Source organism: Micromonospora noduli (assembly GCF_003264475.1).
GTDB classification, from domain to species: domain Bacteria; phylum Actinomycetota; class Actinomycetes; order Mycobacteriales; family Micromonosporaceae; genus Micromonospora; species Micromonospora noduli.
The window spans coordinates 462,357-487,779 of the sequence record NZ_PYAC01000012.1; the positions used below are offsets into that span (position 1 = coordinate 462,357).

30 protein-coding genes are annotated in these 25,423 nt (G+C 71.5%); 12 read left to right on the plus strand and 18 right to left on the minus strand.

Annotated elements, in window-relative coordinates; genetic code table 11:
• Window positions 1-47: 47 nt before the first annotated feature.
• Together MED15_RS16845 and MED15_RS16850 are read right to left on the minus strand one after the other, a co-directional pair.
• A complete protein-coding gene (locus tag MED15_RS16845) occupies window positions 48-269 on the minus strand; it encodes a hypothetical protein (protein WP_112605788.1) in 222 nt (73 codons plus the stop codon).
• 102 nt (window positions 270-371) lie between these two features.
• Window positions 372-686, minus strand: a complete 315-nt coding sequence (locus MED15_RS16850; RefSeq protein WP_112736145.1) for an amphi-Trp domain-containing protein — start codon at window positions 684-686, stop codon at window positions 372-374.
• Between the two features lie 144 nt (window positions 687-830).
• Between MED15_RS16850 and MED15_RS16855 the strand changes: the two genes are divergently transcribed.
• Entirely contained in the window at window positions 831-1,127 is a 297-nt protein-coding gene (locus MED15_RS16855) for a DUF6582 domain-containing protein (protein WP_112582144.1), read from the plus strand.
• A 65-nt stretch (window positions 1,128-1,192) separates the two neighbouring features.
• Complete coding sequence (locus MED15_RS16860) at window positions 1,193-2,410, plus strand: FUSC family protein (RefSeq protein ID WP_112736146.1); 1,218 nt, start codon at window positions 1,193-1,195, stop codon at window positions 2,408-2,410.
• 14 nt (window positions 2,411-2,424) lie between these two features.
• On the opposite strand, the gene MED15_RS16865 is transcribed toward MED15_RS16860, so the two are convergent.
• On the minus strand, window positions 2,425-2,850 hold the full coding sequence (locus MED15_RS16865) for a VOC family protein (RefSeq protein WP_112736148.1): 426 nt from the start codon (window positions 2,848-2,850) through the stop codon (window positions 2,425-2,427).
• Between the two features lie 166 nt (window positions 2,851-3,016).
• On the opposite strand from MED15_RS16865, the gene MED15_RS16870 reads away from it, so the two are divergent.
• On the plus strand, window positions 3,017-4,846 hold the full coding sequence (locus tag MED15_RS16870) for a glycoside hydrolase family 15 protein (RefSeq protein WP_112736150.1): 1,830 nt from the start codon (window positions 3,017-3,019) through the stop codon (window positions 4,844-4,846).
• 9 nt (window positions 4,847-4,855) lie between these two features.
• On the opposite strand, the gene MED15_RS16875 is transcribed toward MED15_RS16870, so the two are convergent.
• Window positions 4,856-5,671, minus strand: coding sequence for a DUF72 domain-containing protein (locus MED15_RS16875; protein ID WP_208646677.1), 816 nt, complete (start codon window positions 5,669-5,671; stop codon window positions 4,856-4,858).
• 124 nt (window positions 5,672-5,795) lie between these two features.
• Here MED15_RS16875 and MED15_RS16880 point away from each other — a divergent pair, with 124 nt between their 5' ends.
• Together MED15_RS16880 and MED15_RS16885 are read left to right on the plus strand one after the other, a co-directional pair.
• Window positions 5,796-6,806, plus strand: coding sequence for a glycosyltransferase (locus MED15_RS16880; RefSeq protein ID WP_112736154.1), 1,011 nt, complete (start codon window positions 5,796-5,798; stop codon window positions 6,804-6,806).
• A gap of 61 nt (window positions 6,807-6,867) precedes the next feature.
• A complete protein-coding gene (locus MED15_RS16885) occupies window positions 6,868-7,596 on the plus strand; it encodes a Clp protease N-terminal domain-containing protein (protein WP_112582135.1) in 729 nt (242 codons plus the stop codon).
• A gap of 10 nt (window positions 7,597-7,606) precedes the next feature.
• Here MED15_RS16885 and MED15_RS16890 read toward each other — a convergent pair whose 3' ends face one another.
• Window positions 7,607-8,125 (minus strand): hypothetical protein, encoded by a 519-nt coding sequence (locus MED15_RS16890; protein ID WP_112582133.1) that lies wholly within the window; start codon window positions 8,123-8,125, stop codon window positions 7,607-7,609.
• 145 nt (window positions 8,126-8,270) lie between these two features.
• Window positions 8,271-8,465 (minus strand): DNA repair protein, encoded by a 195-nt coding sequence (locus MED15_RS16895; RefSeq protein ID WP_112582132.1) that lies wholly within the window; start codon window positions 8,463-8,465, stop codon window positions 8,271-8,273.
• Between the two features lie 169 nt (window positions 8,466-8,634).
• Here MED15_RS16895 and MED15_RS16900 point away from each other — a divergent pair, with 169 nt between their 5' ends.
• Window positions 8,635-9,297, plus strand: coding sequence for a GNAT family N-acetyltransferase (locus MED15_RS16900; RefSeq protein WP_112736300.1), 663 nt, complete (start codon window positions 8,635-8,637; stop codon window positions 9,295-9,297).
• 221 nt (window positions 9,298-9,518) lie between these two features.
• Here the strand turns inward: MED15_RS16900 and MED15_RS16905 are convergent, their stop codons facing one another.
• The 4 genes from MED15_RS16905 to MED15_RS16920 form a co-directional block, all read right to left on the minus strand.
• Complete coding sequence (locus tag MED15_RS16905) at window positions 9,519-10,217, minus strand: TetR/AcrR family transcriptional regulator (RefSeq protein ID WP_112582130.1); 699 nt, start codon at window positions 10,215-10,217, stop codon at window positions 9,519-9,521.
• Window positions 10,180-10,674, minus strand: coding sequence for a thiol-disulfide oxidoreductase DCC family protein (locus MED15_RS16910; RefSeq protein ID WP_112736156.1), 495 nt, complete (start codon window positions 10,672-10,674; stop codon window positions 10,180-10,182). The genes MED15_RS16905 and MED15_RS16910 overlap by 38 nt, the downstream gene beginning before the upstream one ends.
• Window positions 10,671-11,240: a hypothetical protein gene (locus tag MED15_RS16915; protein ID WP_244166013.1), complete on the minus strand. Its 570-nt coding sequence runs from the start codon at window positions 11,238-11,240 to the stop codon at window positions 10,671-10,673. The genes MED15_RS16910 and MED15_RS16915 overlap by 4 nt, the downstream gene beginning before the upstream one ends.
• Window positions 11,241-11,374: 134 nt before the next feature.
• A complete protein-coding gene (locus MED15_RS16920) occupies window positions 11,375-12,829 on the minus strand; it encodes a glycoside hydrolase family 3 N-terminal domain-containing protein (RefSeq protein ID WP_112736158.1) in 1,455 nt (484 codons plus the stop codon).
• A gap of 170 nt (window positions 12,830-12,999) precedes the next feature.
• Here MED15_RS16920 and MED15_RS16925 point away from each other — a divergent pair, with 170 nt between their 5' ends.
• Window positions 13,000-14,175: an ROK family transcriptional regulator gene (locus tag MED15_RS16925; protein WP_112736160.1), complete on the plus strand. Its 1,176-nt coding sequence runs from the start codon at window positions 13,000-13,002 to the stop codon at window positions 14,173-14,175.
• A 124-nt stretch (window positions 14,176-14,299) separates the two neighbouring features.
• Here MED15_RS16925 and MED15_RS16930 read toward each other — a convergent pair whose 3' ends face one another.
• A complete protein-coding gene (locus MED15_RS16930; RefSeq protein WP_112736162.1) occupies window positions 14,300-15,313 on the minus strand; it encodes an ABC transporter permease subunit in 1,014 nt (337 codons plus the stop codon).
• Window positions 15,310-16,308: an ABC transporter ATP-binding protein gene (locus MED15_RS16935; RefSeq protein ID WP_112736164.1), complete on the minus strand. Its 999-nt coding sequence runs from the start codon at window positions 16,306-16,308 to the stop codon at window positions 15,310-15,312. Before MED15_RS16935 ends, MED15_RS16930 begins: the two co-directional genes overlap by 4 nt.
• A 131-nt stretch (window positions 16,309-16,439) precedes the next feature.
• Between MED15_RS16935 and MED15_RS16940 the strand changes: the two genes are divergently transcribed.
• Window positions 16,440-17,282: an ABC transporter ATP-binding protein gene (locus MED15_RS16940; protein ID WP_112582490.1), complete on the plus strand. Its 843-nt coding sequence runs from the start codon at window positions 16,440-16,442 to the stop codon at window positions 17,280-17,282.
• A gap of 23 nt (window positions 17,283-17,305) precedes the next feature.
• Window positions 17,306-18,202, plus strand: coding sequence for a ribokinase (locus MED15_RS16945; protein WP_112604428.1), 897 nt, complete (start codon window positions 17,306-17,308; stop codon window positions 18,200-18,202).
• Window positions 18,203-18,241: 39 nt separating this feature from the next.
• Here MED15_RS16945 and ftrA read toward each other — a convergent pair whose 3' ends face one another.
• The gene (ftrA, locus tag MED15_RS16950; RefSeq protein ID WP_112736166.1) at window positions 18,242-19,270 is read right to left on the minus strand and encodes a transcriptional regulator FtrA; all 1,029 of its coding nucleotides are present in this window, start codon (window positions 19,268-19,270) and stop codon (window positions 18,242-18,244) included.
• Window positions 19,271-19,340: 70 nt separating this feature from the next.
• Here ftrA and MED15_RS16955 point away from each other — a divergent pair, with 70 nt between their 5' ends.
• Entirely contained in the window at window positions 19,341-19,799 is a 459-nt protein-coding gene (locus MED15_RS16955) for a rhodanese-like domain-containing protein (RefSeq protein WP_112736168.1), read from the plus strand.
• Between the two features lie 24 nt (window positions 19,800-19,823).
• Here MED15_RS16955 and MED15_RS16960 read toward each other — a convergent pair whose 3' ends face one another.
• The 4 genes from MED15_RS16960 to MED15_RS16975 all read right to left on the minus strand — a co-directional run bounded on the left by MED15_RS16960 (window position 19,824) and on the right by MED15_RS16975 (window position 22,335).
• On the minus strand, window positions 19,824-20,552 hold the full coding sequence (locus MED15_RS16960) for a hypothetical protein (RefSeq protein ID WP_112604424.1): 729 nt from the start codon (window positions 20,550-20,552) through the stop codon (window positions 19,824-19,826).
• A gap of 47 nt (window positions 20,553-20,599) precedes the next feature.
• Window positions 20,600-20,989, minus strand: a complete 390-nt coding sequence (locus MED15_RS16965) for a DoxX family protein (protein ID WP_112736170.1) — start codon at window positions 20,987-20,989, stop codon at window positions 20,600-20,602.
• Window positions 20,986-21,468: a DUF6232 family protein gene (locus MED15_RS16970; RefSeq protein ID WP_091393319.1), complete on the minus strand. Its 483-nt coding sequence runs from the start codon at window positions 21,466-21,468 to the stop codon at window positions 20,986-20,988. The genes MED15_RS16965 and MED15_RS16970 overlap by 4 nt, the downstream gene beginning before the upstream one ends.
• A 387-nt stretch (window positions 21,469-21,855) precedes the next feature.
• Window positions 21,856-22,335 carry a DUF6232 family protein gene (locus MED15_RS16975; protein WP_112582116.1) on the minus strand — a complete coding sequence of 160 codons (480 nt, stop codon included), beginning with the start codon at window positions 22,333-22,335 and terminating at the stop codon, window positions 21,856-21,858.
• A gap of 98 nt (window positions 22,336-22,433) precedes the next feature.
• On the opposite strand from MED15_RS16975, the gene MED15_RS16980 reads away from it, so the two are divergent.
• Entirely contained in the window at window positions 22,434-23,207 is a 774-nt protein-coding gene (locus MED15_RS16980; RefSeq protein WP_112736172.1) for an enoyl-CoA hydratase/isomerase family protein, read from the plus strand.
• Between the two features lie 120 nt (window positions 23,208-23,327).
• The gene (locus MED15_RS16985) at window positions 23,328-24,950 is read left to right on the plus strand and encodes an acetolactate synthase (protein WP_112582113.1); all 1,623 of its coding nucleotides are present in this window, start codon (window positions 23,328-23,330) and stop codon (window positions 24,948-24,950) included.
• Window positions 24,951-24,998: 48 nt separating this feature from the next.
• Here MED15_RS16985 and MED15_RS16990 read toward each other — a convergent pair whose 3' ends face one another.
• A complete protein-coding gene (locus MED15_RS16990; RefSeq protein ID WP_112604420.1) occupies window positions 24,999-25,415 on the minus strand; it encodes a PLD nuclease N-terminal domain-containing protein in 417 nt (138 codons plus the stop codon).
• Window positions 25,416-25,423 lie beyond the last annotated feature (8 nt).

A 25,423-nucleotide genomic window follows, 5' to 3' on the forward strand; every position in this document is an offset into this window, starting at 1 on the left:
GACGGTCGATGCCGACACGTGCTGCCGGGTCGATCCGACAGGCGTCGTTACTTGGCGGCGTTCAGGGCCACCAGTGCCTGGGCGGTACGGAAGTATGGGCTGCGACCGAGGTCGCCGACAGTGGTGATGTTGAACGCCTCCTTGAGCAGCTTGGCGTCGCCGGCGCTGACGCCGGTGAGCGCATCCACCGGGGAGTCGACCAGCTCGGCGAGAGTCTTGTCCTGGTAGGCCTTGACGACCAGCTTGCTGAAATCGGTGGCGACAGTCATTCGTTCTCCTTCGATCTGTGGGGTGGCGAAACCAGATCATCATGTACGGACAGGGATCCACTGTGGACAGCGACGAGGGGCCGCCGGGCGCTCGTCAGGCGGTCACGCCTCCGGCGTGGCCTCGGCCGTCCCGGTCGGCTCGGCGGCCTCGTCGTCCTTCGAGGGTTCCTCCTCGTCCGCCGCCCTGACGCGCGCGGGCTCGGTCCAGGAGAACTCGATCTCGACGGACACCTCCGTCTCGTTCTCCCGCTCGATTTCCAGCTCGCACCGCACCGTGTCCGCGACCGTCACCGCACCCGCCGCGCCGTAGAAGAGCCGCCCGTCAGACTCCAGCTGGTTCGCCAGTTGGCGCAGCCAGGCGGCCAGGTCCGAGCGCGACACGGTACGGGCGTCCTCGTAGATATCCATGTCGGCCATGCTCGCACTCCACAAAGGACAGCGTGCGCAGGGCTTCGGCTTCGGACGTCCCGGCCGGCATGATATGGATCTTGCCCGTGGCGATCGTCCGGGAAATGTCGGCTTCGGAGGTGCCGTCGGACAGCGTGCGGGTAATGCTGGGCGATGAAGTCGACCTGGAAGCCCCACGAGAAGCACGGCGGCCTGTCGGACAAGGACAAGCGCGAGCTGCCGGAGAGCGTCTTCGCGTTCCCTGAGAAACGCAAGGAACCGATGACCGATGCCAGCCACGTCCGCAACGCCGTCGCCCGGTTCGACCAGGTGCAGGGCGTCACCGACAAGGACCGCGACCTGGCCTTCCAGAACATCCTCGCCGCCGCCAGGCACTACGGTGTCGACGTCGCCGAGACGAACTGGCGCCAACTCGGCAAACTCCCGCACACCCCGAATCCCGCCCACTGACGGGAGACCCGCACGGTTCGGCTCGCTCACCGGATAGGTTCGCCTCCGCTGGGTAAACGGCGCGGATGCCCGCCAACCAGGAGCCGGCAGCTGACAACGACCCGCCCCCGCACGGGGTGTCCCGGGCCGACCGAACCTGGGCCGGCCTGCCCGAGCGGGTGCGGCACGGGTTGCGTACCCGCGCCTGGCGGTTCCGCCTCTACGGGCTGCTCGCCGTGCAGGCCGGCGTCGCGGCGTCGATCGCCTGGTTCGTGGGGTACCAGTTCCTGGGCAATCCCGCCCCTGTGCTCGCGCCCACCACTGCGGTCGGCATCGTGGCCGCCTCGATGGGCACACGCCTGCGCCGCACCATCGAGCTGCTGGTCGGGGTCGTTCTCGGGCTCGCCGTCGGTGACGCGGTCATGCCGCTGTTCGGCATCGGGCCCTGGCAGACCGGCCTGGTCGTCGTACTGGCGATCATCGTCGCCATCCTGCTCAAGGGCGGTGGCTCCCTGCTCACCCAGGCCGGTGGCACCGCGGTGCTCATCGCCACCCTGGAACCGCCAGTGCGTGACCTGTCCGTTCCCCGCTTCGTCGATGCCGCGGTCGGCGGACTGGTCGGGTTGGCGGTCGGTATGTTGGTGGTGCCCATCCACCCGCAACGGACGGTGCAGCGGCTGGCCGAACCGGTCCTCGACCCGGCTATCGCCGCCCTGCACAGCCTGGGCGGGGCGTTGCGTCGTCGGGACCTTGACGCCACCGAGCAGAGTCTGACCGGCCTGCGGATTCTCGGGTCGCGGATGAACGCGCTGGACGAGGGGCTCGGGGCTGCCCAGGAGGTGGTGCGACTGGCGCCGCTACGGTGGCACCAACGCAGGTTCCTGGCCCGCTACACCCAGGCCGTCAAACATCTCGAGCGGAGCCTCTACGGCTGTCGGGCCGTTGCGCGGAGACTCACCAAGGCTCTCCGGGAGGATGAGCCGATACCGGAGGAGTTCGCGGCAGCCATCGAGCTGCTGGCCACCAGCATGCATACGCTGAGACGCACCACCACCCCCGAGCGGGCGGACCCGCAGGAGGCGCGCCAGCAGATCCTGACCGCTCTCAAGCTGGTCGGAGAGGCGCAGGGGCCCGCCGCCCCGGATCCCACCCGTCCGCACGCCCACCGGTTGGGCTACTCGGGAATGATCGCCGCGGGTGAATTCCGCATGGCCGCCCAGGACCTGCTCATCGCCAGTGGGTTGGACACCGACGAGGCGGTGGCGCTGGTGCGGCGGACGGCGGACCGGGACGAGTCGGACTGAGCCGCCCCGGAACCTCAGGTCGCCTTCAGCGAGGCGAGCACGTCGAGGTAGTGCGGGTTCTTCATGACCCCCAGCACGTTGCCGAAAGGGTCGACCACCGCCGCGGTGATGAACCCCTCGTCTCCGTGCGGGGTGATCGGCTGGTACTGCGTGGCACCCAACGCCAGCAGCCGCTCGACGGTCGCGTGGAGGTCGTCGACGCACCAGTGCATGATCGCGCCGCCGGGCCCGGCCGCCGCGCCGGCCGGTGCGTACCTGCGGTCGATGATGCCCAGCTCGGCCTGGTAGTCCCCGATGCGGAACTCGGTGTAGGCCGGGCGTCCGTCGGGGCCGGGGCGCATGAAGTACGCCTCGACGCCAAGAAAGTCCGCGTACCACGCGGTGGCTGCCGCCACGTCGTCCGCCCAGATGTTCAGGGTGGCGAATCCTCGCAGGCTCATCAGGTGTCCTCTCGTCGATGTCGTCGGTGTTGACGCTATCGACGATTGCGGAAGGTTTGCTTCCGCAATGACCGGCGGGTCACGACCGGGTCGAGTCGCGGGCCGCATTTTTCGCCGGTACCCGGGTAGTCGCCGCCATTGGCCAGTACGGATGGCGGGGGACAGCGTGGACAGCTACCCGGCAGTCGAGGACCACGGTCTGATCGGTGATCTACAGACCGCGGCACTGATCAGCACGGACGGTACGGTCGACTGGTTCTGCGCGCCCCGCTTCGACTCGCCGAGCGTCTTCGGCGCGCTGCTCGACCGCCGCAACGGCGGCCACTTCCAGCTCTCGCCCGACGGCGTCGACTACACGAGCAAACAGCTCTACCTGCCCGGTACGCCGATCCTGATCACGCGCTTCCACAGCGCCGACGGTGTCGGTGAGCTGTTGGACTTCATGCCGGTCACCGGTGCGGAGGCCACCGACCGGCACCGGTTGATCCGGCTGGTCCGGATGGTCCGGGGGAGCATGCAGTTCCGCTTCCACTGCCACCCCCGGTTCAACTACGGGCGCGATGCGTACGAGCTGGAGGTGCACCCCGAGGGCGACGTTTTCCGGAGCCCGACGATGACCCTCACCCTGGCCGCCTTCAAGAACTCGCTCCGCGAGTTCGACACGAGGGACATCAAACGGGACACCGACGGTGTGTCCGCGTCGTTCACGCTGCATGCCGGCGACATCGGCGGGGTGGTCCTGGAGACTGCCTGTCCGCACGCGCCGCGAGCACTCAGCACCGACGAGGCGTGCGATCTGCTCGCCGAGACCCGCGACTACTGGCGGCGGTGGGTGGGCGGTTCCCGGTACAAGGGCCGCTGGCGCGAGGTGGTCGAGCGGTCGGCGATGACCCTCAAGCTGATGACGTACGCACCGACCGGCGCCCTGGTCGCCGCGCCCACCGCGGGGCTGCCCGAGCAGATCGGCGGGCAGCGGAACTGGGACTACCGCTACACCTGGATCCGGGACGCGTCCTTCTCCGTGCACGCGCTGCTGCGCCTGGGCTTCACCGAAGAGGCCGAGAAGTATCTGCTCTGGCTCGACGCGCGCATCCGTGAGGCACGGGACGGCAACCTTCCTCTGCAGATCATGTACCGCATCGACGGCTCACCGGACCTCCCCGAGGAGGTGCTGGGTCACCTGGAGGGGTACCGCGGCTCCGCCCCGGTGCGGATCGGCAACGGCGCTGCGGGCCAACTCCAGCTCGACATCTACGGCGAGGCGCTCGTCTCGTTGGAGCTCGCAGACCGCAACGGGCTGATCGCGCCGTACGAGGGGTGGCGCAAGACGGCCGGCTTGATGGACTGGCTCTGTGCGCACTGGGACCAGCCCGAGGACGGCATCTGGGAGACCCGTTCCGGTCGGCAGGACTTCACCTACGGTCGGGTGTTGTCCTGGGTCGCGCTGGACCGGGCCATCCGCATCGCGCGACGCCGGGGCCGCCCCGGCGACATCGCCCGCTGGTCCGCCGAACGTGACGCCATCTACGAGCAGGTGATGACTCGTGGGTTCAACCAGGAGCGTCGCGCGTTCGTGCAGCACTACGGGTCCGACATCCTGGACGCGTCGCTGCTGGCGATGCCGGGGCTGAACTTCATCTCGCCGACCGACCCGATGTGGGAGTCGACACTGCGCGCGATGGACACCGGCCTGGTCTCCGACAGCCTGGTCTACCGCTACGACCCGAAGGCATCGCCGGACGGTCTCGCCGGCACCGAGGGCACCTTCAACATGTGCACCTTCTGGTACGTGCAGGCGCTCGCCCTGGCCGGCCGGATCGACGACGCCCGGTTGACCTTCGAGAAGATGCTCACCTACAGCAACCCGCTCGGCCTCTACTCCGAGGAGATCGCACCGACTGGTGAGCAGATCGGCAACTTCCCGCAGGCGTTCAGCCACCTCTCGCTGATCAGCACGGCGGCCCACCTCGACGACCTGCTCGACCGCCAGGGTTGACCGGACCGGTCAGAACAGCGTCAACGGCTCGACCGGGATCGGCTCGGGCAACGCGTCGAGCCCGGGTACGCGTGCTCGTACCTCGTCGTGGAACCGGCGGGCGAGCGCCGGAGCGTCGGCGTTGTCAGGGGTGTGGATGAACATCGTCGGCGAGCGTCCCTCGCGGAGCCAGGTGGCTGTCACGTCGACCCAGCGCTGCCACCCCTCGACAGTGCGCGTCGAGTCGTCACGACCGAGGTAGCGGACGATCGGCCGGTCGGTCAGCGCGACGGACCGGAGCGGCACGCGGGGCTTCCTGGTCCAGGCGTCCCGCTCCGCGTCGCTGGTCGGCGGGCTCGCGAAGAAGGCGGTCGTGTCGAAGGGGATCCATTCGGCGCGGGCGGCGGCGAGGGTCGCCCCGAGCAGTCGGGCCGCGCGGGCGTCGGTGAAGAACGCGGGATGGCGGACCTCCACCGCGTACCGGTGGGACTGCGGAAGCTGTTCCAGGAAACGGCCCAGGGCCGGGATGTCGGCGGGCGCGAACGAGCCGGGCAGCTGGATCCAGAGGGCGTGGGCGCGCGGGCCGAGCGGTTCGATGGCGTCCAGAAAGACGCGCAGCGGTTCGTCGACGTTGGTGAGCCGGCGTTCGTGCGTGATGACCTTGGGAAGTTTGAGGACGAACCGGAACTCGGGCTCCGTCTGGGCGGCCCACGAAGCCACTGTGTCCCGGGCCGGTGTCGCGTAGAACGTGGTGTTGCCCTCCACGGCGTCACACCAACTGGCGTAGTGCCGCAGGCGCTCGGTGGGCGGCAGCCGGTGGCCCGGCCACGACCGGTGACTCCACATCGCGCATCCCACGTGCAGACGCATGACCGCCCTTCCCGCCGGTGACCGCGCTCGACCGGAGCCCACCGTATACGGGCCGCCGGACGCGCCGGGCCCACGGTGGCGGCAGGTAGGGTCCGACGCCATGCGCGTGCTGTTCGCCAGTCTTGCGTCCGTCGGTCACACCTATCCGCTGATCCCGCTGGCGATCGCCGCCCGGGAGGCCGGGCACGAGGTCCACTTCGCCGCCGGTCCGGAGGTGCACCCGCCGCTCGTCGCGCACGGCCTGCGGCCGTTCCGGCCCGGCGACGCCTTCTACGAGGTGTACGCCGAGGACCTCGCACCGGAGCTGGCGCGGCTGCGGCCCGACCTGGTGGTGCACGAGTGGGGGCTGCCGGGGGCGGCCGTGGCGGCTCACCGGGCCGGGATCCCGGGCCTGTGGCACGGGTTCGGCCGGATGTTTCCCGAGGGCATCGGTCTGGAACTGCCCACCAGGAACGCCGAGGTTGTCGGCCGGCCGCACCTGGACATCTGGCCGCCCTCGCTGCAGGACAAGGACTTCCTCGCCACCGAACGTCGGATCGAGCTGCGACCGGTGGCCTTCTCCTCACCGGCCCCGCTGCCCGAACGGGTGAGCCGTCGAACGTCCCGACCGTTGATCTATCTGACCCTCGGCACCGCGTTCGGCACGCCGGAGCTGCTGCGCAACGCCATCGCCGGCCTGGCGGCGCTGAACGCCGAGGTGGTGGTCGCGGCGGGCCGGGTGCCCCGGGAACAACTGGGCGAGATCCCTGACCACGTCAGCGTGCACCAGTGGGTGTCGCAGGCGGAGCTGCTGCCGCTCGTCGACCTGGTGGTGCACCACGGAGGTAGCGGCACCACGCTCGGCGCGCTCGCGGCCGGCGTACCGCAGTTGCTGCTGCCGCAGGGCGCCGATCAGTTCGCCAACGCCGACACGCTCGCCGCCGCCGGTGTCGCCCTGCGGCTTCTTCCCGGCGAGGTGGACGCGAGCGCCGTCGCCGAGCAGGCCCACCGCCTGCTGCCGCAGCGCGGCAACGTCGAGCAGCGCGACGCGGCCCGCGCTGTCGCCGAGGAGATCGCCGCCATGCCCTCGCCAGCGGCCGTCGCTCGACTCCTGCCGGAGTACGCCGCCTGACTGGACGCAATATCGTCAACCCAGGGTTGACGAGACGGATCCGTCAACTTATGGTTGACGCATGACAGATCCTCTCCAGATCGGTAACACCGTCAAGCTCGACGACCTGATCCAGGCGATCAAGACGGCGCACACCGACGCGCTCGACCAACTCACCGACGCGGTCATCGCCGCCGACCACCTCGGCGAGGTTGCCGATCACCTGATCGGGCACTTCGTCGACCAGGCCCGGCGCTCGGGCGCCTCCTGGACCGACATCGGCCGCAGCATGGGAGTCACCAAGCAGGCCGCCCAGAAGCGCTTCGTGCCGAAGGCGACCGACGCGGCCGCGCTCGACCCCAACGCCGGCTTCGGCCGGTTCACCCCTCGCGCCCGCAACGTGGTGATGGCTTCACAGGAGGAGGCCCGGGCCAGCGGCAACGCCGAGATCGGCCCCGAGCACCTGGTGCTGGGCCTGCTGGCCGAGCCGGAAGGGCTGGCCGCCAGGGTGATGGCTGGTCGCGGCGCCACCCCCGAGGCGGTACGGGAGGCGGTCGGTGCCGTCCTCCCACCACGGGCCGAGCAGGTTCCGGACCTCATCCCGTACGACGCGCGCGGCAAGAAGGCGCTGGAGCTGACCTTCCGGGAGGCGCTGCGCCTCGGGCACAACTACATCGGCACCGAGCACATGCTGCTCGCCCTGCTGGAGCAGGAGGACGGCGCCGGCGTGCTCACCAACCTCGGCCTGGACAAGGCGACGGTCGAGGCCGACCTGGCCGCCGCCCTCGCCGCCGCCGTCGGAAAGAAGTGAGAACCCGGGGTCAGGGCGCCTCAGGAAAGCCGTAACGCAGGGCGTGCTCCGGATCGGCCGGGTCGATCTGGCGTACGCCCGCGTCGGCGAGGCGCTTGTTGACCTCGTCGAGTTGCTCGCGCACCAGTCGGGCCTCCTCCTCGGTGACCCGGCCCCGGTGTGGCTTGCCGGCGTGCTCCAGCGTGCCGTAGTCGATCTTCTCGGTGGTCTTGCGGGCCTTGGGCGGGCGAACCCGCTCGGCCGTCTTCAACAGCTGCGCCATCGGCACGTCGGTGGCCATCGCGTCGAACTCGCTGGCGGTCAACACCACCCGGCGGGGCTCGCCACCACCGTGCCGGTCGTGGATCTCCACCACCGCCACGTCCAGCGCGGCGTCGTCGATGTTCTCCACCTCGCCCGGGGTGGCGTCCAACTGCACGGGCCCGGCGACCAGGTCCGGGTGCTCCAGCACGACGACGCGGACCACCTCGTCGTCCTGCTGCAGAACCGTGCCGGTGAAGTCGGAGACGTGGATCGTCTTCTTGCCCATGCGCGGAGCTTCTCCTGTCGTAGGCCGGGATGGCGGACCACAAGAAATTACCCGACAGGTGTGCGAAAGCCGCCGCTGGACCTCCTCCGGTGTGTCGCCCCGAACGTCAGAGCCTGCCCTTCGGCGCCACCCAACCGGTGGTGGGTCAGTGGGTGTTCAGGCGGTGCCGACTGGAGTTGCCGACGGACAGCTTGTTCAGGCCGGCCCACGACAGGGAGTCGCCGCCGATTGTCCGCGGGTTCCGGTAGCGCGGCTGGGGCGGATTGCCTCCGACGGCCTCCGCCGCCTGCCAGAGTCGCTCGGGGTCCTGCTGGTAGTGGTCGCTCGGCTGAATCGGCATGCGTTCACCGTCCCAAACAAAGGTGTCCAGATATGGAAATACATATGACGGTCGATCCGCGCCCCCGGTTCCCGCACCCCTTTCCCACTCGGCCCTGACGTATCCTGCGCCCGGCCCTGCCGTCCGGCGTACGGTGATCGACGACGGGTCGGGTGACGGGGAGGTGCGCATGCTCGACCGGCGGCTTCACCTGCACCTGGCCAGCTGGCTCGGCCAGTGGCCGGCAGGGCCGGGGTTGCACGTGGTCGCCTCGCAGCGGCGGGCCGAACCGGCCTGGGATGGCCGGCTACGCCCCGCGCTCGCCGTGGACACCGGGCAGAGCGCCGTGCTCTCCGTGGCGCCGGACCGTGTGGCGGCGATTCGCGCGCTGGTTCGCCATACGCCGGCTCGCTTGCTCGCCGCGCTGCCGGAGGCCGTCGGCCGGCCCGAATTCTGCGTACACGACGGTCCCTTCCGGTGGAGCGTGGCGCCCGCCCCGCTGCCCGACGTGGGGGAGTGGACCGAGCCGACCGCCGCCGGGCTGCCGCCGTGGCTGCGACTCTTCGACCGGCCGGTGCTGGTGGTCCGTGACCCGGGCGGCGCTTATCTGGCCGGTGCCGGGATCAAGCGGCACGACGCGTACGGGCACGAGTTGGCCGTCGGCACCGTGCCGGCCGCCCAGGGGCGTGGCCTCGCCCGCCGGCTGGTGGCCCAGGCGGCGCGGCGGGTGCTCGACGAAGGGGCGGTCCCCACCTACCTGCACGAGCGGGACAATCACGCCTCGGCCCGGGTCGCCGAAGCGGCCGGGTTCCCGGACCGGGGCTGGCGCGCGTACGGGGTCTATCCGCGCTGAGCGGGCATTGGGCGCGGACCGTGGATCCCGGGCCGGATCCACGGTCCGCAACCTCCCCCCAGGCCCCGGTTCCGGGTGTAGCGGCCCCGCCGACGGCGTGCCGCTACGTGTCGATCACGCTACGTATCGAACAGGCTCGGGGCAAGGTTGAAGCTGTCGGTTCGGAGTGTCGAAAAGTGGACTTGACCTGCTGCTTCGCCGGCCGAAGGAGGTCAGCCGGATCAGTGACGGAGCGTGCGAATCAGGTCGAGCACCTGTCGGGTCACCGGCCGCAGGACCCGGAGCCGGGACAGCGCCACGAGCCGGTCGATCAGTGGTACTGCCCCGTCGATGAGCTGGCGGGTCTTGGTCTGGCCCGGCGATCGGTCGTGCACCCAGTAGAGGATCACGCCCATGTACGCGAGCCAGAGCAGCTCGGGCAACTGTGGGCGCAGCTCGGCGTCGACCTTGGCCGTCGAGCCGGTCAACACCTCGCCGAAGAGGTCGATGGCCGCCTGTCGGGGGCCGGAGGACTCCGCGGAGAAGGGGCTCAGCGGGGAGGTTGGCTCGGCCGCCGTCTTGAAGAAGGTCGCCGCGAATCCGTGTGAGGGCGTCAACACGTCGATCCCCGCGTGCAGCACCCCGGCGAGCCGGGGACCGAACGCCTCCTCCCGATCGAGCACGGGCTGCGCGGCGGCCCGGTGCTCGACCTGGGACTGGGCGTAGAACTCCTGAATCAGGTGGTCCTTGGAACCGAAGTAGTAGTAGGCGTTGCCGACCGCGACGCCGGCCTCCTGCGCGATCGCCCGCATGGTGGTCTGGGCGTATCCGCGTTCGCGGAACAGCCGCATCGCGGTGTCCCGGATCAGCTGCCGGGTCTGCTCGCCTCGGGCGGTGGCTGGATCACCCGCAGTGGTCGTCTGCGCAGGCTGCTCGGTCATCGGGGTCACCGTATCCCGCCGGTTCGTCGGTCGGCTCGGCCCACGGGTCGCGGATCCGCTCCCGGATCGCCGAGGCGGCGGCCACCGTCTGCCGGGCGAGGGGCAGCAGGTGCGGTCGGGCCAGCCGCTCGGCCGTGGACCGATGGTCGGTCAACGCCCAGAGGCAGGCGAACCAGGCGCCGTCGCCCGCGTACACCTCGCCGGTGTCGGCGATCACGGTGAGGTCGCGCAGCGTCGCGTCGTGGTCCAGGCCGGGGAAGCGCTGGCGGGCCTCGGCGGACCCGGCCGGCACGAACTCCAGGGGTACGAGCTGGGCGCGGGACGACAACCAGCGGCGGGCGGCGCGGCAGAGTGGGCAGGCCGCGTCGAACAGGACGGTGAACCCCCGGATCCCACCGCCGGAGTGAGCGGTGGGATCCGGGAGCCGACCGACGCCATCGGCCGGGGGCACGGTCATCGCGTTGGTGGGTTGTTCGTCGGGCCGACGCCCGGTTGCGGTCCGGCCGGTCGCGGACCAGCGGGCTGGGGTCCGGCCGGGTGCGCGCCGGTCGGCTGCGGTCCACCCGGGTACGCGCCGACCAACTGCGATCCGGGTGGGGTGGATTGCATGGGGAGTCGGCCGATCGGGGCGAGCGGAGGGTGGGTGGCGAGCTGGCGGAGTCGGTTCCGGCGGTAGCGGCCGAGCGCGAAGACGTTGAAGAAGTGCAGCGCGCCGAGCACCAGCAGCACCAAGCCGATCTTGAGTGACAGCTCCTCCATGGCCTGGCTGGTTGAGCCGACCGGGTCGGAGTGCTTCATCGCCACAGTGACGTAGCCGAGGTTGAGCAGATAGAAGCCGACCACCAGAAGGCTGTTGACCGCTTGGGCGAGTCGTTTCTCGGCGAACACCTCCTCCAGGAAGACCAGCCCGTTGCGGGACAGCGCTCGAGCCACCCAGATGGTCAGGCCGACGCTGACTGCGAGGTAGATCACGTACATCCAGACCTTGATGTCCATGTGGACGCCCTTCTTGAACGTGTTCAACTACCGATGTCATCAGACTAGGACCGATGTTGAACATGTTCAAGAAGGGGCGACCAGTGACTGTGGACACTCTGGGGCGGCGCTGGAGCGCGCCATCCGGCCGCGCCTGAGGTACGGCCGGATGGCGCCGTGGCTCAGCCGGCCAGGCCGAGCACCTCGGCCGCCGCGCGACCGTTGGCGTGGCTCGCGCCGTAGGTGGTGACGAAGGCGCGGGCGCCCGCGGGCCGCCACTGTGCCGGCCAGCCCATCTCCACCACTGTCACCGGGTGCTGGGCCGCCAGGTCGGCGATCAGCTCCGGGCCACCGGGCAGCCGGTGCAGGTGTCGTCCGACCAGGACGATGGGACGGTCGCCCGCCAATCCGCGCAGCGTGGCCGGGTCGGTCTCGGTGGCGATCACCCGGATCTCCGGCACCCCGTCCAGGTGTGGACCGAGGCCCCACGGCACCCGACCCTCGGCGATCGTCGACTCGGTGTGCAGTTGCACCACCAGTGGCTGGTCCAGGCCGATGAGCAGGCCTTCCACCCGGACCGCTCGACGCGCCGCCGCGTACCCCAGCTCGGGGTCGCCGGTGGCCGGCGACCCGCTGGCGGCCCGGGTCCAGGCGGCGAGATCGGCGGCGCGGCCGGCCGCCTCCTCGACCCGCGCCCTCGCCAGCCGGCCGCCGGCGAGCGCGTCGACGATCTCGGCGGCCACCCGCTCGACCAGTTCGGCGTCGACCTTCGCGCCTATGCAGAGCAGGTCGGCACCCGCGCTCAGGGCCCGGACCGCAGCCGGCCCGACCCCGCCGGCGGCCACCGCGGCACCCTTCATCTCCAGCGCGTCGGTGATGACGGCGCCGGTGAAGCCGTACTCGGTGCGCAGCAGATCGACCAGGACGGCTCGGCTGAAGGTGGCCGGGTCGGCGCCGGTGAGCGCCGGCACCCGGATGTGCGCTGTCATCACGGCACGCGCCCCGGCGGCGACGACGGCCGCGAAAGGCGGTAGGTCCCGCTGGCGGAGCAGGCTCAGCGGAGCGTCCACTGTGGGCAGCTCGTGGTGGGAGTCGGTGACTGTGGCGCCGTGCCCGGGGAAGTGCTTGGCGCAGGCGGCCACGCCGGCGGCCTGCAACCCGGCCACGGCGGCGGCCGAGTGGGCGGCCACCCGCACCGGATCCGCGCCGAAGGACCGGGTGCCGATCACCGGGTTGTCGTCGGCGGTGTTGACGTCGACAGTGGGGGCGAGGTTGACGGTGATGCCCAGCGCGGCCAGTTCGGCGCCGATCGACTGGTAGACCCTTCGGGTGAGGGCCACGTCGCCGATCGCACCCAGGGCGGCGTTGCCGGGGTACGGGCTGCCGGTGGCGTGCGCCAGCCGGGTCACGTCGCCACCCTCCTCGTCGATGGCGATCAGCGCGTCCGGCCGACCGGTGCGCAGCGCGGCGGTGCTCGCCGCCACCTGGGCGGGGTCGTGCACGTTGGTGCCGAACAGGGTGTGCCCGGCCAGCCCGTCAGCCAGCAGGTCGACCGCCCAGTCCGGCGGGACCGGTCCCGGGTACGCGGCCAGCAGCGTGCCCAGCGCCAGCCGGCGCAGTCCTGGATCCAACCCCACGTGATCTTCCCCCTTCGGTGCCCCCGCGAGTACGAAACGTCGTACCGGTGGTGGTCCTGGCCCTGCCGACTCGGCGGAGCGTCCCACCGTCGAGTGGCCGTTACGCTACGGCTACCCGTTCGCAGGTCGGTTTACAGTTAGCAAAGTTTACTAAAACTAGAGGACGTGTCATGAGTGCGACCCGGCTGCCCGGCACCCCCCGTCTGTTGCGGGCGCTCAACGACCGTGCCGCGCTGGAACTGCTCCTCGAACGCGGCCCGCTGACCCGGGCTCGACTCGGCGAGCTGACCGGCCTGTCGAAGGTCACCGCCTCGCAACTGGTCGAGCGGCTGGAGGAGCGCGGCCTCGTCGCGCGGGTCGGCGAGCAGGCCGGCGGGCGAGGGCCGAACGCCCAGCTCTACGCCGTCCGCCCGGGCAGCGCGCACGTGGTCGGCGTGGACGTCGGACCGGACCGGGTGGTGGCCGCCTGCGCCGACATCACCGGTGCTGTCATCGGCCGGGTGGAGCAGTCGACCCGGGACACCGACGACCCGGTGGGCGTGGTGCACAACGCCGTCGTGCAGGCGGCGAGCAGCGCACAGGCGCAGCTGAGCACCGTACGTCGGATCGTGCTCGGCACGCCGGGCCTGGTCGACCCCGGCACCGGCGACATCACCTTCGCCTTCAACCTGCCGCGTTGGCACAGCGGTCTGCTCGCCGCGTTGCGGGACGACCTGGATACGCCGGTGGTCTTCGAGAACGACGTCAACCTGGCCGCGGTGGCCGAGGCGCAGTCCGGCGCAGCACAGGGGCTGTCGGACTTCGTGCTGGTCTGGGTGGGTGCCGGCGTCGGTCTCGCGATCATGCTGGGCGGGCGGTTGCACCACGGCAGCAGCGGCGCCGCCGGCGAGATCGGCTACCTGCCGGTGCCCGGCGCGCCCATCCCGCGCGACGTCTCCCGTCGCGCCAAGCCGGCCTTCCAGCAGCTGATCGGTGCGGACTCGGTACGCGCGGTGGCCCGCGAGCACGGCTACCCGGACGCCGACGCCGCCGAGGCGGTCCGCGCGGCCGTCGCGGCCGGCGCCGACGGAGGCCCGATGCTCGACGAACTGGCCCGTCGGCTCGCGCTCGGCGTGGCCAGCACCTGCGTGGTGCTGGACCCACCGCTGGTCGTGCTCGCCGGCGAGGTCGGCCAGGCCGGTGGCGCTGCGCTCGCGGACCGGGTGCAGCAGGAGGTTGCGGCGATCACCCTGGTCCAGCCGCGAGTGGTGCCGACCGGGCTGACCGAGGAGCCGATCCTGCAGGGCGCGCTGCGCACCGCCCTGGACGCCGTACGCGACGAGGTGTTCGGCTCCACCGTCGGCTGAGCCCGCTGCGGCGGTCATGTGAAGGAATATTTCACCGTGCGTCCGCAGGGTGCAAGCTCTTGCCGGACGCCGGCTTGGCCGTTCCGTCGGGCCGCCCGGACCGGGGCGGCCCGACGGCCTCGATTCAGATCAGGTCGCGGCGACGGAACACGGCGAACGCCGCCGCGGTCAGCCCGCCCGTGATCGCCAGCAGCACCAACAGTGCCGGCAGCCAGGTCACCGTGTAGAACCCCTCGCAGTACGGGAATTCGGTGCTGCCCCGGCAGAGCTGTTCGTCATAGAACCGCGCCCCGCCGTTGAGCCACGCCCCGATGTGGCTGGACAGCATGAACAGGTCCGACTTCCGCGCGTCGACGATCTCCAGGACCAGTCGGGCGCCCAACTCCCAAACCACCGCGTACGCGGCGAGCGCGCCGAGCGCCGCCGAGGTGTGCCGACCCAGCGTGGCGATCGCGAAGCCCAGCGCGGAAGCGAGCAGCACCAACACCAGGCCACGGCCGTGCACCGCACCGAGTGAACGCCAGAAGTCACCGTCCAGCCGGCCCGGCAACCCGGCGGCCTGCCCGATCACCCAGAACGTGGCGAGGTAGACCACCGACGCCAGCAGGGCCAGCACCAGCACCGCGCCGAGCAGGGTGCCCAACTTGGCCGCGAGCACCGTCAACCGACGGGGTCGCCAGAGCAACAGGTTCACCACGCCGCCCGAGGTCAGGTCCGCGCCGATGTAGGAGGCGCCGACCAGGAACCCGAAGAGCACCAGGAACGCGATGAGGAAGTACAGCAGCGGCTGGGCCTGCTCGGCGAAGTTGAACACACCCGGCAGATAGTCGGCGGGGATCGGCAGCCGGTCCTGCCGGATCGGGTCGATCTCCGAGCAGTCGCTGGGGAAGTACCTGTCCGTGTCGGCCGGCAAGGTGCCGCTCTGACGGGCCAGGCACTCCTGGTGGGTGGCCTCCAGATCGCGCCGTGCCTCGGCGGCCTGCGCCCGCGCCGAGCTCATCTCGTCCGCGTTCGGCTTGTGGGAACCGGCCAGTGTCGTCGCCGCCGTGACGGCGAACGCCAACACCAACAGGACGACCATGAGCTGCACGAAGCGACGCGCGGACAGTCGCTCCAACTCGGCACGCACCAGGTTCACGCGTCCACTCCCCGATCAAGGTCGATCACAGCTTCGCCCTGCGGCAGCGACGAGTCGCCGACCTGCCGGGGCACCGACGAATGCTCGTACGCGCCGGTCAGCTCCAGGAAGACGCTCTCCAGATCCGGCCGCAGCGGCGTCAGCTCGCTCACCCACAGACCCTGCTCACCAAGCACCCGGCTGACCACCGTCGGGTCGCTCACTCCGCTCACCACCAACGCTCCGCCGTCCACGACCGCCGTCAGCTCGGCCGCGTGCAGCAGCTCGACGGCCCGCTCCGGCTCGGCCACCCGGACCAGCAACTCGTGCCGGTCGTGGCCCGCCAGCACCTCGTCCACCCGACCGGTCGCGACCCGCCGCCCCCCAGAGATGATCGTGACGTGGTCGCAGATCAGCTGGATCTCACCCAGGATGTGACTGGACACCAGCACCGTCACCCCGTTGGCCGCCAGCGACCGCATCAGGTCCCGCATCTCCCGGATGCCCGCCGGGTCCAGCCCGTTCGCCGGTTCGTCCAGGATGAGCAGCCGCGGGTCCTTCAACAGCGCGGACGCCACCGCCAGACGCTGCTTCATGCCCAGCGAGTAGCCCTTCACCCGCTCATCGCCCCGGTCGTGCAGGCCCACCAGATCCAGCACCTCGTCCACCCGCGAGACCGGCACCCCACCCGCGCGGGCCAGCAACCGCAGCGTGCGGTAGCCGGTGAAGTTGCCGAAGAACTGTGGGCTCTCCACGATGGCGCCGACCTGCCCCGCCACCCGGGGCAGCAGCTCCGGCGACGGTTCACCGAGCACTGTCATCCGGCCGCTGTCGGCGCGGACCAGCCCGAGCAGGGCCCGCAGCGTGGTGGTCTTGCCCGAGCCGTTGGGGCCCAGGAAACCGTGGACCTGGCCCGCCTCGACCAACAGGTCGAAGCCGTCCACCGCCACCCGTCGGCCGCTGCGCAGGCTGTGGAAGGTCTTGCGCAGACCCTCGATCTCGATGACCGCGCTCATCGGCGCGGCTCCGTACGTCGACGGGGCATGGGCCGTCCTTCGGGCTTGGTGATCAATGACACGGCGCTTCACCCTATGGCTGAGGTGCCGCCCATGGGGGGCACCCCGGCGCTGCGTGGTTGGATGGTGTGGTGACTGGTGACCTGATCCCCGGCGCTGCCGACGCCGCGCCTGCCGCCGCTCTCGTGGACCCGGATCTGGTGGTCAGCCTCGACGGCGTCGGCGTACGCCGCTCTGGCACCGCCCTCCTACAGGACCTGACCTGGCGCGTCGAGCTGGACGAGCGGTGGGTCGTGCTCGGCTCCAACGGTGCCGGCAAAACCACACTGCTCAACCTCGCCGCCGGTCGGCTGCACCCCACCACGGGTGTCGCGCACGTGCTCGGCGAGCGGATCGGCCGCACCGACGTCAACGAGCTACGTACCCGGATCGGGCTCACCACCGCGGCGATCGCCGAGCGGCTGCCCGCCGACGAACGGGTCAGCGACGTGGTGGTGACCGCCGCCTGGTCGGTGGTCGGCCGCTGGCGGGAGAACTACGACCGCGGCGACGAGGCGCGGGCGCGGGCACTGCTCAGTCAACTCGGCGTCGGTGGCCTCGCCGAGCGCCGCTACGGCACCCTCTCCGAGGGTGAGCGCAAGCGGGTGCAGATCGCCCGTGCCCTGATGACCGACCCGGAGCTGCTGCTGCTCGACGAGCCCGCCGCCGGGCTCGACCTGGGTGCTCGGGAAGACCTGGTCGCCCGACTGGCCGAGCTGGCGTACGACCCCGACGCCCCGGCGATGGTGCTGGTCACCCACCACGTCGAGGAGATCCCGCCCGGGTTCACCCACGCGATGCTCCTGCGCGAGGGCGGGGTGGTCGCCCAGGGTCTGCTCGCCGAGACGCTGACCGGTGACAACCTCTCCAAGACCTTCGGGCTGCCACTTGTGGTCGAGCGGTCGGGCGACCGCTTCACGGCTCGCGCCGCCTGAGCGCCGGACAGGCGGAGACGGCCGTGCCACAGACCCGGGTTGCCGTGGTGGGCAGCGCCAACATGGACCTGGTCGCGATGGCACCCGCGCTGCCTCGACAGGGCGAGACCATGCTCGGCACCGACTTCGTGATGGTGCCCGGCGGCAAGGGCGCCAACCAGGCCGTGGCCGCGGTCCGGGCCGGCGCCTCCTGCGCCTTCCTCGGCGCGATCGGCTCGGACGCCTTCGGCGTCACCCTCAAGGCCCGCATCACCGCGGCCGGCGTGGACACCAGTCAGCTTCGCGTGGTCTACGGCGCCTCCGGGGTGGCGCTGGTGATGGTCAACGCCCAGGGGGAGAACGCCATCGTGGTCACCCCCGGCGCGAACGACGCGCTGGTCGGCCTCACCGAGGAGGAGCTGGCCACGGTGCGCGGGGCGGACGTCCTGGTCGCCCAACTGGAGATCCCGGTGCAGACCGTGACGGCTGCCGCGGTGGCCGCCCGCGAGGCCGGCACGAGGGTCATCCTGAACGCCGCCCCGGCGCGGGACCTCCCACCCGAGTTGCTCGCCGCCGTGGACCTGCTGGTCGTCAACGAGGGCGAGGCGCAGGCGCTCGCCGGCAGGGGTCGGGAGGAGCCGCGCGCGCTGCTCGACCTGACCCCCCGGGCCGTGCTCACTCTCGGCGGTGAGGGCGCCTGGTACGTCGACCGGGACGGCACCGAGGTGCACGTGCCGGCGGTACGGGTCGACGTGGTCGACTCGACCGCCGCCGGTGACGCGTTCACCGCCGCGCTGGCCGTCGGCTGGGGCGAGGGGCGCGACCTGGTCGACGCGGTGCGTTGGGCGTCGGCGGCCGGCGCTGCCTGCGTCCGCAAGCTCGGCGCCTCGGTGGCCCTACCGCAACGCGCCGAGATCGACGAGCTGTACGTACCGGCCTGAGCGCGTTCCGCGCTGGGTCGGCGTGAGCGCGTAGGCGGGTTACGCCCGCTGGCCCGCACCGGTGCGGAAGGCCCGGCGGTACGCCGACGGTGAGGTCAGCATGACCCGGCCGAAGTGGTGCCGATAGGTCACCGGCGTGTCGAAGCCCACCGCGCGCGCGACCTGCTCGACCGAGGCGTCGGTCTCCTCCAGCAGGGCCAGGCTGGCGCGGACCCGCTGGTCGATCAGCCAACGGATCGGGCTGGTCCCGGTGGCTCGGGCGAAGTGCCGCAGGTAGGTGCGGGACGACATGTGCGCCCGCCCGGCGAGCTGGGCCACGCTCAGCGGCTCGGCGAGATGGGCGAGCGCCCAGTCGATGCTGCCAGCGATCCGGTCGTCGTCCGGGTCGGCGGGTACCGGCGCCTCGACGAACTGGGCCTGCCCGCCGTCGCGGTGCGGCGGTATCACCAGCCGTCGAGCGACCGCGTTGGCGATCGCCGCGCCATGGTCGCGCCGGATCACGTGCACGCAGAGGTCCAGCCCGGCCGCGCTGCCAGCACTGGTGAGCAGGTCACCGTCATCGAGGTAGAGCACGTCCGCGTCCACCTCGACCCGCGGGTACCGCCGCGCCAGCAGTTCCGCGTACCGCCAGTGGGTAGTGGCCCGCCGACCGTCCAGCAACCCCGCCCCCGCCAGCGCGAACGCGCCCGAGCAGATCGACATGATCCGGGCACCGCGCCGGTGTGCCCGGCGTAGCGCGGTGATCAGCTCGGGCGACGGGTCAGCGGTCACGTCCGGCACGCCGGGCACGATCACCGTCCGCGCCGTGGCCAGTTCGGCCAGACCGTACGGGGTGTGCAGGCTGGCCCCGCCGACCACCGGCACCGGCCCCGGCTGCTCGGCGCAGAGCACCAGGTCGTACCAGTCGACGTCGAACTCCGGCCGGGCGAGCCCGAACACCTCGGTGACGATGCCGGTCTCGAACACCGACATCCCCGGGTACGCGAGCACGGCGACCCGGTGCGCGGCCGCCGGTCGTCGGGGCGCTGGCAGCAGGCGCGGGCCGGCTGTCGTGGCCGGAGTCGGCATGGCGGGATGTTAGCGCAGGACGTCGTTCCCGCCACTCGTCCCGAGGTGGCATCGTGCCGAGGATCGGTGCATGACCTTCACCTTCGCCGTTCCGCCGGCCGATCCGGCCACCGCCGCCGCCTACTTCCGCAATCGGCTCAGCGTCGAGACCGACGTCAGTGACGTGCACGCCGACCTGTCGGCCCGTACCCCGGGTCTGGTGGTCGTCGATTCTCGGGGCGCGGCTGCCTGGGCGCAGGGGCACCTACCCGGCGCGGTGCACCTTCCCACCGCCGAGATCGCGACCCGGGCAGCGGACCTGATCCCGCCGGGCTCGGCGGTGGTGACCTACTGCTGGGGTCCGGGCTGCAACGGCGCGACCCGGGCGGCGCTGGAGTTCGCCCGTCTCGGTCATCCGGTGAAGGAGATGGCCGGCGGGTTCGAGTACTGGGCGCGGGAGGGGCTGCCGGTGGTGACGGAGGCCGGGGTGACCCGGCGACCGGTCGACGACCTCACCGCACCCAGCACGACGATCACCTGCGACTGCTGAGCCACGGCGCAGCCGGGCGAGAGCTCAGCCGACGGGCTCGTCGGTGAGCTTCTCGCCGCGTCGGCGCAGCATGCCCAGCCCGGGGATGCCGGCCACGGCGAGTTTGAGGTCGCGGGTCACGTCCAGCAGGTCGTGCAGGTCCGGCCCGACCCGGTCCAGTGTGGCCAGGATCGGCAGGATGTCCGCCGTCAGGTGTTCCTTGAGCTTCGGCAGCTCGTCGATCAGGTGAATCGCCGCGCTGATCTCCTCGTGGCTCAGTTCCTCGACGAACCGGCCGGCCATCGGCGCGGCCCGGCGCAGCGCCGGCTCGTACGCCGCCAGCAGCTCTGCCGCCGTCGCGGCGGCCTCCGTCGCGGTGCCCACGGTGGTGGCGGCGCGGTTCGCGACACGGTCGGCCTCGGCGACCACAGTGCCCGCCGCCCGGGAGACCCGTTCGGCCTCGTCGACCACCACGGCGGCGGCGGTGGCCACCTCGGTTGCCGTGTCGATGGCGGTGGTCGCGGCGGCGCTGATGACTGCCACCTCGCGAACCGCTGCCTCGGCGTCAGTGAGCACCTGGTCGGTCCGGTCCAGGGTCGTCTCGATCCGGTCGACCACGCCGTTGATCCGGGCCAGCAGCGCCTCCACCCCGTCCAGCACCGCGAACGCGCGGGCGGGCACGGCCGCCATCGAGGCCGCAGAGCCGAGCGCCTGGTCGAGAGCGGAGCGGGTCAGGCCGACCACGGCGGCCGGGGTGGGGAGGGGAATCGCCATGGGATCAAGTGTGCGTCGGCCGTGCCACAACCGCCCGACGGAGCCGGTCAGCGGGGCCGTTGAGCGGCGGTGTCGGCGCGGGCCACCCGCAGCGCCCACCAGATCAGCGGCACCTGCAACGGCACCCGGCCGTACGCGATGGCCCGCTTCGTCGGGCGTCGGTGCCGCCAGTCCATGGCCATCTTCACGTTCGCCGGCAGGACGGCGACGAAGAGTGCGGCGGCTGCCCGACCGCCGGCCCGCCGGGTGGTCGGGTGCGCCACGGCCGCCGCCACCGCCAGCTCGGCCACCCCGCTGGCGTACGTCCAGAAGCGGGCCGGCCCGGGCAGCGCGCCTGGCACGATCGGGTCGTACACGCCGGGTCGTAGCAGGTGGGTGACGCCGGCCGCGGCGAGCAGGCCGGCCAGCGCGACGGCCTCGCGGCGGCGGGTGGTCATCGATGGTCCCCCTGCTGTTCGACGGCGCGCTGCACGGCCCGGTAGATCTGCCCGAACCGTAGCGCGTCCGGGGTGCGCACCAGCAGGTCCTCCCGACCGTGGTGCTGCACCCACAACTCGTGCACATGGTTGCCGCGCTCGTAGGAGCGGTCCAGCCAACCCAACGGGATTTCCAGGAACGGCATCAACGCCAGCGCCCCCACCGCGCACGCGGCGAGGATGATCAGCGCCAATTGCCAGTTGCCCCGGTCCTGCGCGGACCAGGCCAGTGACAGCACGCAGACCACCGCGACCAGCGGCGGCAGCGAGAGCAGCAGGACCAGGACACCGCGCCCCAGCACACGGCCCCGGACTGCGAGGGTCTTCTGCCCCCGGTCGTGCCAGACGAACGTCACGTCGGACAGGGCGATCACGTGACCGCCCGCCCGGATCGACTCGGAGGTCACCTGCACCGCGTCGTCCCGGTAATAGAGGGTCATCACTAAGCCTAACCACCGCCAGGCAACCTTCGCCTCGCTCGGACCTTGGCACTTGGCCTTCTTCGCAGAGGATCGGCCCTTGCTCACAGAGGATTCGACGGAGGCCGTCCGGCGGGTAGAGGTGACGTCGCGGCGGTCCTTTGGAGCTGAACCGTCTGCGATATCACGCGTCGCGTCGCGTCGCGGCCTTGCGGCCTTGCGGCCTTGCGGCACCGCAGGCTCCCCGGTCTGATTCGTTTGCGATATCAGCTCCATAGGCACTGCAGGAACGCTGCGCCCGCTGTGTCCGCGTCCGCTGTGTCCGCGCCCGCTGTGCCCGGCTGGCGAGCGCGGTCCCTGCGTGACGGCCGGCCCCGGTCAGGTCGGGACGTGAAGCGGAACCAGGGGCTAGCGGCGCGTGACGGGGTGGGCCGGCTGGCTGTGCTCTACCGCGCGCTGCACCGCCCGGTAGATCTGCCCGAAGCGCAGCGCGTCACCCGTGCGCAGCAGACGCACCGGCTGACCCCGCCAACGGGCCCAGATCTCCAGTTGGCGGCTGCCCCGGGCGTACGAGCGGTCCAGGTGTTCGAAGAGGAAGTCGGCGACCGGCCCGACGGCCAACCCGACCAGCACCGACGCGCCGACGATCGCGATCGTCACGGTGGGTGAGCGGTGCAGCCAGACGGCTACGGCGATGCCGAGCACCGCCGCGACCAGCGGGCCGGCGAGCGCGGCGCCGATCGCACCCCGTCCCACCAGCACTCGCCAGGAACGGGTGCCCCGGCGGTGCCAGATCATGGTGATGTCGGCCAGCTTGTAGCTGCGACCGTCGACACTGACGGTGGTGGAGGTGACCTGCACCGACCTGTCGTCGTAATACGTGATCATGGCTGGACTCCCGCCCACGGGGCTGACACCACACTACTTACCCAAACGAGCCGGGTCGTAAGGTTGGCACGCGACTTCGACGAGGAAGTGAGGGCAGCGTGGGCGAGTTCGTTCGGCTGGAGACCACTGACGGCATCGGCACGATCCGGCTGGAGAGGCCGCCGATGAACGCGCTCAACACCCAGGTGCAGGAGGCGTTGCGCGCCGCCGCCACGGCGGCCACCGCCGATCCCGAGGTCCGCGCCGTCATCGTGTACGGCGGGGAGAAGGTCTTCGCCGCCGGCGCCGACATCAAGCAGATGGCCGAGATGTCCTACGTGGACATGGCCGACCGGGCGGCGAACCTGTCCAGCGCGCTCGGCGCGATCGCCCGGATCCCCAAGCCGGTGGTCGCCGCGATCACCGGTTACGCCCTCGGTGGCGGCTGTGAGCTGGCGTTGGCCTGTGACTGGCGGGTGGTCGCCGAGGACGCCAAGCTCGGCCAGCCGGAGATCAAGCTGGGCATCATCCCAGGTGCAGGCGGCACCCAGCGGCTGGCCCGCCTGGTCGGCCCGGCCCGCGCCAAGGACCTGATCATGTCGGGGCGGATGGTGGACGCCCAGGAGGCGCTGCGCATCGGCCTGGCCGACCGGGTCGCCCCGGCCGCCGAGGTGTACGACACGGCCGTCGCGTTGATCACTCCGTACCTGACCGGGCCGGTGCAGGCGCTGCGCGCGGCGAAGCTGGCGGTCGACGGCGGCCTGGACATGGACCTGAACTCGGGCCTGGCCTGGGAGAGTCAGCTCTTCGCGGCGTTGTTCGCCACCGACGACCGGCGCGAGGGCATGGCGGCCTTCGTCGAGAAGCGCAAGCCGGGCTTCACCGGCCGCTGATCCGTCGCTTCCCGGCCCGGTGGCCCTGACCTCGGCAACGTCCACTGGTCGGGGCCACGGTCGCACTGCCAAGTGACTGGCCGGTAACCTGTGATCCCGGCCACGGACGATGGGAGCGACATGACGGAGCGGATCGAGGGTCACGGCGGCGAGTTGGCGCTCGCGGCACTACGCGCGCACGGCGTACGGGAGATGTTCACGCTGTCCGGTGGGCATGTCTTCCCGCTCTACGACGCCGCGTACAAGACCGACTTCCCGATCTACGACGTCCGGCACGAGCAGTCCGCGGTCTTCGCCGCCGAGGCGGTGGCCAAGCTCCAGCGCCGCCCCGGCCTCGCCGTGCTCACCGCCGGGCCCGGTGTCACAAACGGCATCTCCGGCATGACCAGCGCGTTCTTCAACGCCTCGCCGGTGCTGGTGCTCGGCGGCCGCGCGCCGGCGTTCCGCTGGGGCTCGGGCAGCCTCCAGGAGATGGACCACCTGCCGCTGGTCAGTCCGGTCACCAAGCACGCCGAGACGGTGTTCAGCACCGACGACATCCCGCGTGCGGTGGGTGCGGCGCTGAACGCTGCGCTCACCCCGCACCGCGGCCCGGCCTTCCTCGACTTTCCGCTGGAGACGGTCTTCTCGGTCGCGGAGGCCGATCTGCCGACCGTGACGGGTGTCGACCCGATCGCGCCGGACCCGGAGGAGGTCGGCCGCGCGGCGATGCTCATCGCCGGGGCGCAGCGGCCGGTCATCATCGCCGGCTCCGACGTGTACGCGGGCGACGCGGTCGCCGCGTTGCGCGAGGCGGCCGAGGCGTTGCAGGTGCCGGTCTTCACCAACGGTATGGGTCGCGGCTCGCTCCCGCCGGAGCACCCGCTGGCGTTCGCCAAGGCCCGCCGGGCCGCGCTCTCCGGCGCCGACGTGGTCGTGGTCGTGGGCACCCCGCTGGACTTCCGGCTCAGCTTCGGTGACTTCGGCGACGCCAAGGTGGTGCACATCGTCGACGCCCCCAGCCAGCGGGCGACGCACGTGCAGCCCGCCGTCGCCCCCGCCGGTGACCTGCGCCTGATCCTGTCCGCGCTGGCCGATCACTCCGGCGACCGGGCCGACCACTCCGACTGGATCGCCGACCTGCGCGTCGCCGAGGACGCGGCGAAGGCTCGGGACGCCGCGGAGATGGCCGCCGAGACCGACCCGATCCGCCCGGCCCGGATCTACGGTGAGCTGCGTCGGGCGCTCGCCCCGGACGCGATCACCATCGGTGACGGCGGCGACTTCGTGTCGTACGCCGGGCGGTACCTGGAGCCGGCCCAGCCCGGCACGTGGTTGGACCCGGGCCCGTACGGCTGCCTGGGCACCGGCATGGGTTACGCGATGGGCGCCCGGGTCAGTCACCCGGACCGGCAGATCTGCGTGCTGATGGGCGACGGCGCGGCCGGCTTCTCGCTGATGGACGTCGAGTCGCTGGTCCGCCAGAAGCTGCCGGTGGTGATCGTCGTCGGCAACAACGGCATCTGGGGGCTGGAGAAGCACCCGATGCGGGCCATGTACGGCTACGACGTGGCCGCCGACCTCCAGCCGGAGCTGCGGTACGACACAGTTGTCAGCGCGCTCGGCGGAGCGGGGGAGACGGTCGCCAAGGCGGCCGACCTGGGCCCGGCGCTCCAGCGGGCGTTCGACTCCGGAGTGCCGTACCTGGTGAACGTGCTCACCGACCCGACCGACGCGTACCCCCGCTCGTCGAACCTGGCCTGAGTCGCACCCGCCGCCGCCGTCGCTCCTGCGCCGGCGGCGGCGGCGCGTTCACACCTCCGGTCGGTCACCCTCGCGCGGCGGCTCACCGTCGCGGCGGCGAAGGTCGTCCTCGCGTCGCCGCAGGTCTTCCTCCCAGCGTTGGAACAGCTCCTGGTCCTGCTGCTTGGCGCGTTCCTCGACGGAGCGCAGGAACTCCGGGTCGTCGTCGGGGGCCACCGGCCGAGGGCGCTGCCGCTCGCCACCGCCGGTGCCGCCCGGCCAGCCCTTGCGGACGCCGGGGGTGGGCTCCCGGCCGACGATGAACCAGGCGATCGAGCCGACCAGCGGGAAGAACAGGATGATCAGCACCCAGGCGATCCGGGGAAGGGCACGGATCTTGCCCTCCTCGGCGGAGAGACAGCTGATCAGCGCGCAGACGGCGAGGACAATCTGCACCAGGAAGAGGAGTACGCCAAGCCGGGCCATGCACCCAT

Bases quoted from the DNA above. Each gene is read 5' to 3' on its own strand.
- MED15_RS16845 (WP_112605788.1), bottom strand. From the start codon at position 269: ATGACTGTCGCCACCGATTTCAGCAAGCTGGTCGTCAAGGCCTACCAG.
- MED15_RS16850 (WP_112736145.1), bottom strand. From the start codon at position 686: ATGGCCGACATGGATATCTACGAGGACGCCCGTACCGTGTCGCGCTCG.
- MED15_RS16855 (WP_112582144.1), top strand. From the start codon at position 831: ATGAAGTCGACCTGGAAGCCCCACGAGAAGCACGGCGGCCTGTCGGAC.
- MED15_RS16860 (WP_112736146.1), top strand. From the start codon at position 1,193: ATGCCCGCCAACCAGGAGCCGGCAGCTGACAACGACCCGCCCCCGCAC.
- MED15_RS16865 (WP_112736148.1), bottom strand. From the start codon at position 2,850: ATGAGCCTGCGAGGATTCGCCACCCTGAACATCTGGGCGGACGACGTG.
- MED15_RS16875 (WP_208646677.1), bottom strand. From the start codon at position 5,671: ATGTGGAGTCACCGGTCGTGGCCGGGCCACCGGCTGCCGCCCACCGAG.
- MED15_RS16880 (WP_112736154.1), top strand. From the start codon at position 5,796: ATGCGCGTGCTGTTCGCCAGTCTTGCGTCCGTCGGTCACACCTATCCG.
- MED15_RS16885 (WP_112582135.1), top strand. From the start codon at position 6,868: ATGACAGATCCTCTCCAGATCGGTAACACCGTCAAGCTCGACGACCTG.
- MED15_RS16890 (WP_112582133.1), bottom strand. From the start codon at position 8,125: ATGGGCAAGAAGACGATCCACGTCTCCGACTTCACCGGCACGGTTCTG.
- MED15_RS16895 (WP_112582132.1), bottom strand. From the start codon at position 8,465: ATGCCGATTCAGCCGAGCGACCACTACCAGCAGGACCCCGAGCGACTC.
- MED15_RS16900 (WP_112736300.1), top strand. From the start codon at position 8,635: ATGCTCGACCGGCGGCTTCACCTGCACCTGGCCAGCTGGCTCGGCCAG.
- MED15_RS16905 (WP_112582130.1), bottom strand. From the start codon at position 10,217: ATGACCGAGCAGCCTGCGCAGACGACCACTGCGGGTGATCCAGCCACC.
- MED15_RS16910 (WP_112736156.1), bottom strand. From the start codon at position 10,674: ATGACCGTGCCCCCGGCCGATGGCGTCGGTCGGCTCCCGGATCCCACC.
- MED15_RS16925 (WP_112736160.1), top strand. From the start codon at position 13,000: ATGAGTGCGACCCGGCTGCCCGGCACCCCCCGTCTGTTGCGGGCGCTC.
- MED15_RS16935 (WP_112736164.1), bottom strand. From the start codon at position 16,308: ATGAGCGCGGTCATCGAGATCGAGGGTCTGCGCAAGACCTTCCACAGC.
- ftrA (WP_112736166.1), bottom strand. From the start codon at position 19,270: ATGCCGACTCCGGCCACGACAGCCGGCCCGCGCCTGCTGCCAGCGCCC.
- MED15_RS16955 (WP_112736168.1), top strand. From the start codon at position 19,341: ATGACCTTCACCTTCGCCGTTCCGCCGGCCGATCCGGCCACCGCCGCC.
- MED15_RS16960 (WP_112604424.1), bottom strand. From the start codon at position 20,552: ATGGCGATTCCCCTCCCCACCCCGGCCGCCGTGGTCGGCCTGACCCGC.
- MED15_RS16965 (WP_112736170.1), bottom strand. From the start codon at position 20,989: ATGACCACCCGCCGCCGCGAGGCCGTCGCGCTGGCCGGCCTGCTCGCC.
- MED15_RS16970 (WP_091393319.1), bottom strand. From the start codon at position 21,468: ATGACCCTCTATTACCGGGACGACGCGGTGCAGGTGACCTCCGAGTCG.
- MED15_RS16975 (WP_112582116.1), bottom strand. From the start codon at position 22,335: ATGATCACGTATTACGACGACAGGTCGGTGCAGGTCACCTCCACCACC.
- MED15_RS16985 (WP_112582113.1), top strand. From the start codon at position 23,328: ATGACGGAGCGGATCGAGGGTCACGGCGGCGAGTTGGCGCTCGCGGCA.
- MED15_RS16990 (WP_112604420.1), bottom strand. From the start codon at position 25,415: ATGGCCCGGCTTGGCGTACTCCTCTTCCTGGTGCAGATTGTCCTCGCC.